This window comes from Protofrankia sp. Cas8 (assembly GCF_963555845.1).
Taxonomy (GTDB): Bacteria; Actinomycetota; Actinomycetes; order Frankiales; family Frankiaceae; genus Protofrankia.
Genome location: NZ_CAUVXI010000115.1, coordinates 1 through 9195, shown reverse-complemented (window position 1 = coordinate 9195; position 9195 = coordinate 1). Strand labels below are relative to the sequence as shown.

The 9195-nt window shown below is 66.1% G+C and carries 10 protein-coding genes; 7 read left to right on the top strand and 3 right to left on the bottom strand.

The genetic code is table 11. From position 1 onward, the window contains the following. Together U9977_RS16530 and U9977_RS16525 are read left to right on the top strand one after the other, a co-directional pair. Window positions 1-337: PQ-loop domain-containing transporter (locus tag U9977_RS16530; RefSeq protein ID WP_322750163.1), on the top strand; the 337-nt coding region annotated here is incomplete at its 5' end. 199 nt (window positions 338-536) lie between these two features. Then, the gene (locus tag U9977_RS16525) at window positions 537-1229 is read left to right on the top strand and encodes an exonuclease domain-containing protein (RefSeq protein WP_322750162.1); all 693 of its coding nucleotides are present in this window, start codon (window positions 537-539) and stop codon (window positions 1227-1229) included. A 406-nt stretch (window positions 1230-1635) separates the two neighbouring features. On the opposite strand, the gene U9977_RS16520 is transcribed toward U9977_RS16525, so the two are convergent. Further along, window positions 1636-2367: a GAP family protein gene (locus U9977_RS16520; RefSeq protein WP_322750161.1), complete on the bottom strand. Its 732-nt coding sequence runs from the start codon at window positions 2365-2367 to the stop codon at window positions 1636-1638. A 759-nt stretch (window positions 2368-3126) separates the two neighbouring features. Between U9977_RS16520 and U9977_RS16515 the strand changes: the two genes are divergently transcribed. After that, window positions 3127-3363 (top strand): DUF397 domain-containing protein, encoded by a 237-nt coding sequence (locus tag U9977_RS16515; protein ID WP_322750160.1) that lies wholly within the window; start codon window positions 3127-3129, stop codon window positions 3361-3363. 85 nt (window positions 3364-3448) lie between these two features. On the opposite strand, the gene U9977_RS16510 is transcribed toward U9977_RS16515, so the two are convergent. Then, window positions 3449-4315, bottom strand: a complete 867-nt coding sequence (locus U9977_RS16510) for a helix-turn-helix transcriptional regulator (RefSeq protein WP_322750159.1) — start codon at window positions 4313-4315, stop codon at window positions 3449-3451. A 610-nt stretch (window positions 4316-4925) separates the two neighbouring features. Between U9977_RS16510 and U9977_RS16505 the strand changes: the two genes are divergently transcribed. Beyond that, window positions 4926-5495 (top strand): NUDIX domain-containing protein, encoded by a 570-nt coding sequence (locus tag U9977_RS16505; protein ID WP_322750158.1) that lies wholly within the window; start codon window positions 4926-4928, stop codon window positions 5493-5495. A gap of 66 nt (window positions 5496-5561) precedes the next feature. Here U9977_RS16505 and U9977_RS16500 read toward each other — a convergent pair whose 3' ends face one another. After that, window positions 5562-6281 carry a DUF4232 domain-containing protein gene (locus U9977_RS16500; RefSeq protein ID WP_322750157.1) on the bottom strand — a complete coding sequence of 240 codons (720 nt, stop codon included), beginning with the start codon at window positions 6279-6281 and terminating at the stop codon, window positions 5562-5564. A gap of 185 nt (window positions 6282-6466) precedes the next feature. Here U9977_RS16500 and U9977_RS16495 point away from each other — a divergent pair, with 185 nt between their 5' ends. From U9977_RS16495 to U9977_RS16485, 3 genes are all read left to right on the top strand, one after another. Continuing rightward, window positions 6467-7798 (top strand): diacylglycerol/lipid kinase family protein, encoded by a 1332-nt coding sequence (locus U9977_RS16495; RefSeq protein ID WP_322750156.1) that lies wholly within the window; start codon window positions 6467-6469, stop codon window positions 7796-7798. 59 nt (window positions 7799-7857) lie between these two features. Next, complete coding sequence (locus tag U9977_RS16490) at window positions 7858-8769, top strand: thioesterase family protein (RefSeq protein ID WP_322750155.1); 912 nt, start codon at window positions 7858-7860, stop codon at window positions 8767-8769. Between the two features lie 266 nt (window positions 8770-9035). Further along, window positions 9036-9195: cold-shock protein (locus tag U9977_RS16485; RefSeq protein WP_322750170.1), on the top strand; the 160-nt coding region annotated here is incomplete at its 3' end.

The following is a 9195-nucleotide window of genomic DNA, read 5'->3' as shown; positions in this document are numbered from 1 at the left end:
AACAGGTCGTTCCCCGATGTCTCGCCACCCAAATCTGAAATATCCTCGGATCGACGAGAAAGAGGTGCGGATGACCGTCCTGGGCCTGTTGGCCGGCGCCCTGACGACCGGGTGCTGGTTGCCGCAGCTGTTCCGGTCCTGGCGGACCCGCTCCGTCCGGGACATCTCCTGGATCTATCTCGGAATCCTCGGGCTCGGCGTGAGTCTGTGGCTGGGCTACGGTCTCCTCAACGGCGACATGGCGATCATCATCGCAAACGCGGCGACTGCCGGTGCCATCGCCGTCCTCGCCGGCCTGAAAGCCTCGTTCGACCGCGAATCCGGGGAAGCAGCCTGACCGAAAGATCCAAAATGGACTCGACCACCGGGCGGGTACCGCCGCCACCTATGGATGTACCGAACCCGACCTGCCGACCTGCCGACCTGCCGACCTGCCGACCTGCCGACCTGCCGACCGCCATCCACAGTGTAAGAATTGTCTCTCTCATGTGCATATGGGTGCGGTCCCGGCGCAGCGGTCCGGCAAGATCCGTTCTGTGACAACCATCGTGGTCCCGGGCCGTGAGTTCGCCGCCGTGTTTCCGCACCGCTACGCCGTGGTGGACGTCGAAACCTCGGGCTTGTCACCGCGTGTACACCGAGTGCTGTCGGTCGCCGTTGTCCACGTTGCCACGGACGGCACCGTCGAAGGCAGCTGGTCGACCCTGCTCGATCCGGGTTGCGACCCCGGACCGGTCCAAATTCACGGACTCACCCGCGAACGACTCGCCGGCAGCCCGACGTTCGACCAGATCGTCGATCCATTGGTGTCCATGCTTGCCGGGCGGGTGTTCGTCGCCCACAACGCGACGTTCGACTGGCAGATGATCTCAGCCGAGGCGCAGCGGCTCGACCTGCGCCTACCGATCGATCGGCGACTGTGCACGCGGGTTCTCGCGCGCCAGCTCAACCTCGAACTGCCCGACCTGAAACTGGCGACCCTCGCGGCCCACTGGGGCGTTCCCCAACGTCGGGCCCATGAGGCCGACGACGACGCCTCGGTACTCGCCACACTGCTGCCTGAACTTCTGCGCCTCGCCGCCAACCGGGGCGCGGACCTGCCGCTGGTGACATGCGACGCCGAGGCACCGGCACCGGCACCCGATATCGGACGGTGGGCAGCACGTCCGGCGCGTCTCCTTCGGCCTGAACTCCCGAAGAACAGCGCGACGGAGACCACCGGCACGTAACCCTCGTTCTCCGACACACCCTCCGTTCTTCTATTTCGGGTTGACACGCCCGCCGCACCAATCCGTGGGAAATACCATCCCGCGACGGATTCGTTCTCATACGCGAAAGCAACTCGGGTCATTGACCGGGATGTTGCTGCGGTGTTGACTGGCCGGTATTCCCAACCGACCCGACGCCGGGAGGAGATGTCACGAGGATGCCTCCTGCCGCTTGGCCCGGAATATCGGGCCTGGCCGTAAACGAGACGTCATGAGAATCGTCCGATAGCTGGTGACGGCGGTGACGGGGGCTGTGGCGCTGGCCATTGCCGCAGTGTCGCCCGCGACTGGAAAAACCTACGGCGAGTGGTCTGCAGCCTGGTGGAAATATGCCGTTCCACCTATTCCATGCCATTGAACCTCCGACTCAGTCCACCAGGGTCGTGACCCCGCTGATGAGGACGTACACGCCACCAGCGGCGGCAAGCAGGACGACCAGATCCCGCCCGTGTCGGTGCATCCACCCGTTGTACGCGGCGAGAATCGCCCCGGTGTGTCGCGGCGCGGTCAGTCGCAATATTATCGGCAATTCCACCATCTGGAGCACCAACACACCGCACAGCACCAGGAGCAGCGCGGTGGCCGAATCGCTCATGTCGGTGTTCGCGAGGTCTCTGATCGCGCTGACATAGAGCAGGGACGGCAGATATGTGACCACCCCCAACAGATACACACGACCGAGTCCCGGATGACGCCCGGGTCCAGCATTCGCCCCATCGGGCTTGTCAGCCTGATCCGGCCCAGCAGGCTTGTCCGACGGGCTGGACGCACCAGCCGCGTCTGGCCCGTCCGCAACGTCAGACCCGTCCGCAGCGGCCGGCTTTCGCCGTCGGGCCAGAAAGACCGCCACGACCAGCAGTCCCACCCCGAGGAACACCTGAATGCCGCCGCTCGGCGTGGGATGCTTCCGCTCGGTCAACCCGGAGCCGCGCAGGGTGAGCAGGATCGCCGCACCCGCTACGAAGGTGACGGTCGCGGTGCCGGCAAGGTAGGCGTACGCATGCCGCATCGAGGCTGGTTCGCCGAGATAGCGCAGAACAATGGCCAGTCCCAGCGGATAAATGCCGGCGGCGAGCGCCAGTGGCAGCGCACTACTCACCACGACGTCCCTTCACGGGCCCCTCGATATCGGGCGCACCTGCGCTGAACGGTCCGCCAGGCGTTCCATGGCCACCGTATGGTCCCGCTGTTCATACGGCTTCGCCCGAACCAGGTGACGCAGCGTCCACGGGTGGGTCACCCGCGCGGCCGGACCACCGCGCGGCCGGACCACCGCGCGGCCGGACCGGGCCGACGATCATCTCGATGGTCGACGAGGCCGCGGCGTTCTGGCGTGGCCGGCCGCGCCTACCGCCAGGCGCTGCCCGAGCAGACGGGCAACGGATCCGATCCCTGTAGTTATCAAATAACTTCACTGCGTATCATCATGTAGGCCTTTCGCAATCATTGAATACAGTTCGTCATTATTTTACTGCCTAAAGTAATTCGTACGGTTCCGATGCACGTGCGGATGCCCGTGCTATATCCTGCGCACGAAGTACGTGCATTTGCACGGCCTAAGGCTCCTGCGAAGCGGGAGGGGGTGGGCTCTGCCGTCGGTCCGTTCATGCGCCCGGAGACGGGACGGGACTCGAGTCCGCGCGGGTGCGAGCGCGGGTGCGGCGAGCCGCACGGGAACACGGCGCGGCAGGCACGGCACGGCACGGCAGGCACGGACTCGCAAGCCCCGTCCGTCCGTGAAAACACAATTATGACCTTTATTTATCACCAAAATGGCAAAACAACACAAAAAGCCAATGGCGACACAATTATGACCTTCTCGTGTCGCCGACGGCTCGTAAAATCGAGGGAGACCACCGTGCACGAGATCTACAACGGAATGTCCGCGACCGCTCTGCCGCAGGTCACCTGGCAGAAGAGCCGGCGGAGCAACTCGCAGGGAAACTGCGTGGAGATGGCCCGACTGTCAGCGGACTCCGTCGCGGTCCGCAACTCCAGGCATCCGGAAGGTCCCGCACTGATCTACACCCGCGCCGAGATAGAGGCGCTCATCCTCGGGGCCAAGGACGGTGACTTTGACAACCTGTTCCAGTAGAAACCTCGGATGAACCCGAGGCAGCCAGGGCGCTTCGCGCCTCCCGGGGCGCGAAGAACCGCACGGTCGTGCTGCCCACCGTGCCTCAGGTCTGGCTGAGGATCCGGCTGAGGACCTCAGCGGTGCTGGCCGGAGGCAAGCTGTCGAGACAGAGGCGGTTCATGGCCTCCAGGTAACGGTCGACGTCCTCGCGCTTGTCCAGATAGACGGCACCGCCGAGCTGCTCCAGGTAAACGACATCCGACATATCCTCTTCGGGAAAGCGCAGGATACTGAACGCGCCGCCTTCAGCGGCATGAACGCCGAAGAGGAACGGCATGATCTGAAAAGTGAGGTTCGGCCGCTCCGTGAGCGTCGTGAGGTACTCGAGCTGAGCACGCATCACCTTGGGCCCACCTATCGGCCGCCGTAGTGCGGCCTCATCCACGACGACCCATAACCGAGGATGATCTGGCCGCATCAGCAGTCTCTGTCGATTCATCCGTACACTGATCCGACGCTCGACGGCCTTGGCCGGCATCCCCTTATAACCCTGAGTAATAATGGCGCGGGCGTAGTCCTCGGTCTGGAGCAGGCCCGGAATGAACTGGACCTCGTAGGTGCGGATCAGAGCCGCGGCCTCCTCCAGCCCGATGTAGGACTGGAACCAACCTGGTAGGACATCGGTGTAGCTGTGCCACCACCCAGGTTGGTTGGCCTCACGGACCAGCGATAACAACGGCGCCCGTTCAGCCTCGTCGGTGACACCATAGAAGGTCAACAGATCAGCCACGTCGCGTTCCTTGAAGCTGACCCGTCCCAACTCCAGGCGGCTGATCTTCGATTCAGACGCCCGGATGCTGTATCCCGCATCCTCGCGGCTGATGCCCCGGTCCTCACGTAGCCGGCGGAGCTGGGAACCAAGGAGGATCCGACGCACAGTCGGACCACCTCCGGACTCAGCGGTCGTCACGATCAGTCCCCCTCAACATCGGTCAGGGCAAGAGTATGCCATCCGATCTTCCATCGCCCCACAGACGCCCACGCCACATGCACGTGCACCCGGACCTTGCATTTGCACACTACGAGCGCCATGATGTGCAAGCACCCTCACTCACGCCGCGAAAGTGGGGATCCCGGGAGGCCGTGATGATAACCCACGGCGTCCGCCTCACCTACTTCGCGATGGCGACGGCTCGCAGGGGGGAACCGTCGGCGAGGCGGGGCTTCAGCCAGACAGCGGATGGTCAGATAACGACTACTCGTTGTCGAAGTTCCGGCGGCGTGATTGCAGGGGTGCGTCGTATGGATTGGTTCGCAAACTTGGTGGTCAGACACATGATGGGCGCGCAGATGTGGTTATCGGTCGTCGATGCCACGGAACAGCTCACCGTCATCTGGAACGCGGCTGACCGGCGGGCGCTTGCCGGCCCGGCTAACGGGCCGGTTTCCGACGGTGCCAACGGTGTAACCGGCCGGGCGCGGGGGGCCAAGGGGGTCGCAATGCGATCCCCTTGGAGTACAGCGCAGGCTCATCCGCGCATCCACCCCACTGCTGGCGACACCCCCGGAGGGGGGCTGTGGTGATAGGCAACAACGCCAACGGCGCAGATACCGAGCGTGCGAATGCCGGCCGCACGGATATCGACCGTGCGGATAGCGACCGTGTGACTCAGTTGCCGATCGATGTCCATGTGCTGATGTGGCGCGCGGACGGGTCGGTTCTGCTGGGCTGTTCCGGCGAGCCGGATTCACCGTGGCGGCTTCCATGGGGCGAGTTACACGGGCATGAACCGGCGATAGAGGCCGTGCTTCGAATCGCCGACGACACGGTGTCGGTGATGGCGATGGCAGCGCATGTGTGGCTCGCGCACGTGGCGCATCACCATTACGGCGATACCGGTGAACGGGTGGGGTTGTTCTTCCGGTTGACCCACTGGCGCGGCATGCCAGCGCCAGGCCGGGACCAGCGAGTGGGCCGCCTTCAGTGGCACCATCTGGACGCCCTGCCGGAGTCGCTCGCCGCCCTGGACCGGGAGGCGCTGGCCCGATGGCAGGACAATGACATGTATTCGGAGCTGGGGTGGAATCCCCAACGGATGGGTGCCGTCCCACGTCTGCGTGGCATCGCGGGTTTCCGGGCATCGTCGTAGGTAGTGGGTAGTGGGTAGTGGGTAGTGGTCGGTCGTCGGTCGTCGGTCGTCGGTCGTAACTGTCGGTCAGTGCGACCGTGTTCCCGTGGTTCCGGCGACCACGGGATGCGCCTGGAATGCGTCACAGATGGCTACCTGGCGATCAACGTGCCGACCGCCACCCTGGTTCGGCGGGATGATCACAAAACTCGCGTACGGCAAGCATGCGTCCTTGGCATCGGATGTGCCCGCGGAACGAACGGCTGTCCATTCGACCCCGAACGACGCGCTGTGCTGTGGCTGAAGGACAACTGTTCCCGGTGGGCCCACCCTGAACAGGCTGCCGCCTTCGGACCGGGCGGCGGACCGCTCCTGGCGGCCTTCGCTGTTCAACGCGACCACGGACGGATAGCCGATCAACGAACACGGCCGGTCTGCGATGTCGGTGAGGACAACGACGAACCCCTGACGTTCAGCGGACGCGGCGCCCGTCATCGGACCGGCATCAAGCCGTAGCTCGGACTCGCCACACACCGGCGGTGACCCGGGTGCGGGAGTCAGCTGGCCGCCGGGCACGGGCGACGGGCGGGGGGATGAGCCCTGGTCACTGCCGGTCTGCGCCCTGATACCCGCCTCCGCGCCGAGCGGAGCCTGGATCTTCGTCGGCGTTGCGTCAGCTGCCGGCGCGGCACCACCGGAACTGCATGCGCCAGCACCGGCGCCGAGGACCACCAGCCCGGCTCCGATCGCGATGAACCGGCTCGCACGGGTCCGGGGTCTTTTCACCATAAGGCAGAAGTCTCGCACCAGTCGTCCATCCACCGGCTGCGGCCCATGACCGGCCGCAGCCGGGTCACCGGCCATGCCACGCCTTCGCAGTGGTAACGGTCACACCACGGGGTAAGGAACAGTTCACCCGGCCGGCGTTCTGACAGCGGCCACCAGTCACAACGGACGCCAGTCACAACGGACACCAGTCGCAACGGAGTGGCATGGCCCATGAGCATTCGGAGGTCGCCCGGCCCTCGTTGTCACGGCGAGCCGCGGCGACAGCGGCGTTGCTGTGCTTCGCGGCCGCCATGGTCGTCGGGATCTGGAGCCTGGTGGACGATCCAGGCACGCTGCTGATCGTCATCCCGGCATTCGTGATCACCGGACTCGCCGTCGGGAGTGCGCTGGTCAACCGCGGCCTGCGCCGCCTCCTGGGGACCGCTGTCGCGGCTGTCGCGCTCGTCGTGCTGGTCCTGGCCCTTGACGTCGCCGGCATCACCACCGCGATCATCGTCATCATTCTGATCGCCGCATCCGGAGCTGCGACCCGGACCGCGTTCGGGCGTCACCGCCCGTCCGGGGTCGCTGTGGGACCTGCCCGCCATGGCGTCCTCATCGTGAACCCGCGCTCGGGCGGGGGTGCCGCCGAACGTCACCACCTGGTCGACGAGGCGCGGCAGCACGGCATCGCGACCATCACGCTCACACCGGGCGACGACCTACGCGCGCTCGCCGAAGACGCCGTCGCAGGCGGAGCAGACGTGATCGGAATGGCCGGCGGCGACGGATCGCAGGCCCTTGTCGCCGATGTCGCCCGCAGGCACGATATCGCATTCGTCTGCATCCCGGCCGGCACCCGAAACCACTTCGCCGCCGACCTCGGCCTTGATCGCAGCGACGTCGCCGGGGCGCTGGAGGGCTTCATCACCGCCGTGGAACGACGAATCGATCTCGGTGAGGTCGATGGTCGGGTGTTCGTCAACAACGCCTCGCTGGGCATTTATGCCGAGATCGTGCAGTCCGACGACTACCGCAACTCCAAGATCGGCACGGCGACCGAGATGCTTCCGGATCTGCTGGGCCCGCGGGCCACCCCACCGGATCTGCGCTTCACCGGCCCGGACGGTGAACTCACACCGACGGCGGACGTCCTGCTCGTGTCGAACAACGCCTACCAGTTGCGCAGTCTCGGTGGGCTGGGCACCCGGCCGAAGCTCGATGGCGGGGAACTCGGGGTCGTCACCGTGCTCGTCGACCGTGCCCACGACGTGCCGGCCCTGATGGCGCTCGAGTCAGCCGGAGCGCTGGAACGCTTCCGGGGATTCCACCGGTGGACGACCCCGACGCTGCGGGTGGATTCCACCGGTCCGGTGAACATCGGCATTGACGGCGAGGCCATGCAACTGGACCCTCCGCTGGAGTTCCGCTGCCTGCCGGCGGCTCTGCGGGTGCGGGTACCACCGCATGCGCCCGGCGCCCCGCCGACCCGGCCGGGCATGCTGGGAACACCGCCCGCGCTGGTGCGCATCGTCGCCGGACATTCGCCGCGATAGTCGCCCGGCGCCCATCGCACACAGGGCGGCCGTAGGGGGCAACCTGCGAGCATGGGGACATGAGCACCGGGTTCGGGATGGATGTGGACGGCGCCGACCGGACCGCCGGAGGGACCGCCGGAGGCACCACGCATGACCTGCGCGGGCTTCTCGGGTTTCTCGGGCTGAGCGTCGATGCCGAGGCCGGCGGCGGCAGCCTCGTGGTCGGCCCGCACCTGCTCAACTCCGGCAGGACGTTGTGGGGCGGTTGTGGGCTAGCCGCGGCGATCGCGGTCACCGAGAGCATCCTCGATCGGGGCTGTGTGTGGGCGACCGTCCAGTACGTCTCTCCCATCCAGGCCGGGGCGTGTCTCAATCTTCAGCTCGAGGTAGGCCAGCACGGGCGGAACCTGTCCCAGGTCGCGGTACGCGGCATGATCAACGGCCGGCTCGCCCTGCTGGCCACGGGCACCTTCGGCGGCCCGACGGATGGCGGCCCGACAGTGGACGGCGGTGTGCAGTTCGCCGGTCCACCGGATGACGTGCCAGGCCCGCCGGACTGCCCGCCGCGGACCTACACCAGCAGCGGCCGCAGCGTGGCCGAGGCGGGGGGCATGCTCGCCCGGATCGAGCAGCGTTGGGCCCGCCCGCCACGGTCAACGCTCGATGGCAGCCCGGGTTCGGGCCGCGCCATCCTGTGGGCCCGGCTGAATCAGCCCATGGTGACCTCGACGGCGTCGGTCGCGATCCTCGCGGATCTGGCGCCGGCCGCTGTCATCGATGCGGTGGGCCGGCCCGTCTACACCCTCAGTCTGGACAACAGTCTGCGGGTCGGGCGCTTGGCCCAGACGGACTGGATGCTGGTGGACGCCCAGGTCGAGGCCGTGATCGGCGGCGTAGCCCAGATCAGCGCCAGGATATTCGACGAAAACGGACAGCTGATCGCAACAGCGGATCAATCAGCCAAACTGCTCCCGCCTCGAACATCCTGAGCCGTCCAGTTAATTGATCATGCTCATGATCCGCACCGCCTGTCGGGGAGTTCACCTGTTGCGCACCCTCACCCCGCGCATCCTCGTGAAGCCTGGTACGTTGGCTGTGTTGCAGTTGGAGCTTCCTCGAACGCTCAAACGCCCCGGAGTCTGACAGCGGGCGTTTTTCGTTTCTCCGGTCTTTTCCGGTAGTGGGACGGTCCCACCGCGGCAACCTGGTATTCGCAGTGGGCGGGCTTGGTCCAGCCCCACGAAGGAGACGACACATGGCTCAGGGCACCGTGAAGTGGTTCAACGGCGAGAAGGGATTCGGGTTTATCGCCCAGGACGGCGGCGGTCCCGACGTGTTCGTCCACTACTCCGCCATCGACAGCGCAGGCTACCGCAGCCTGGAAGAGAACCAGCGCGTCGAGTTCGAGGTGACGC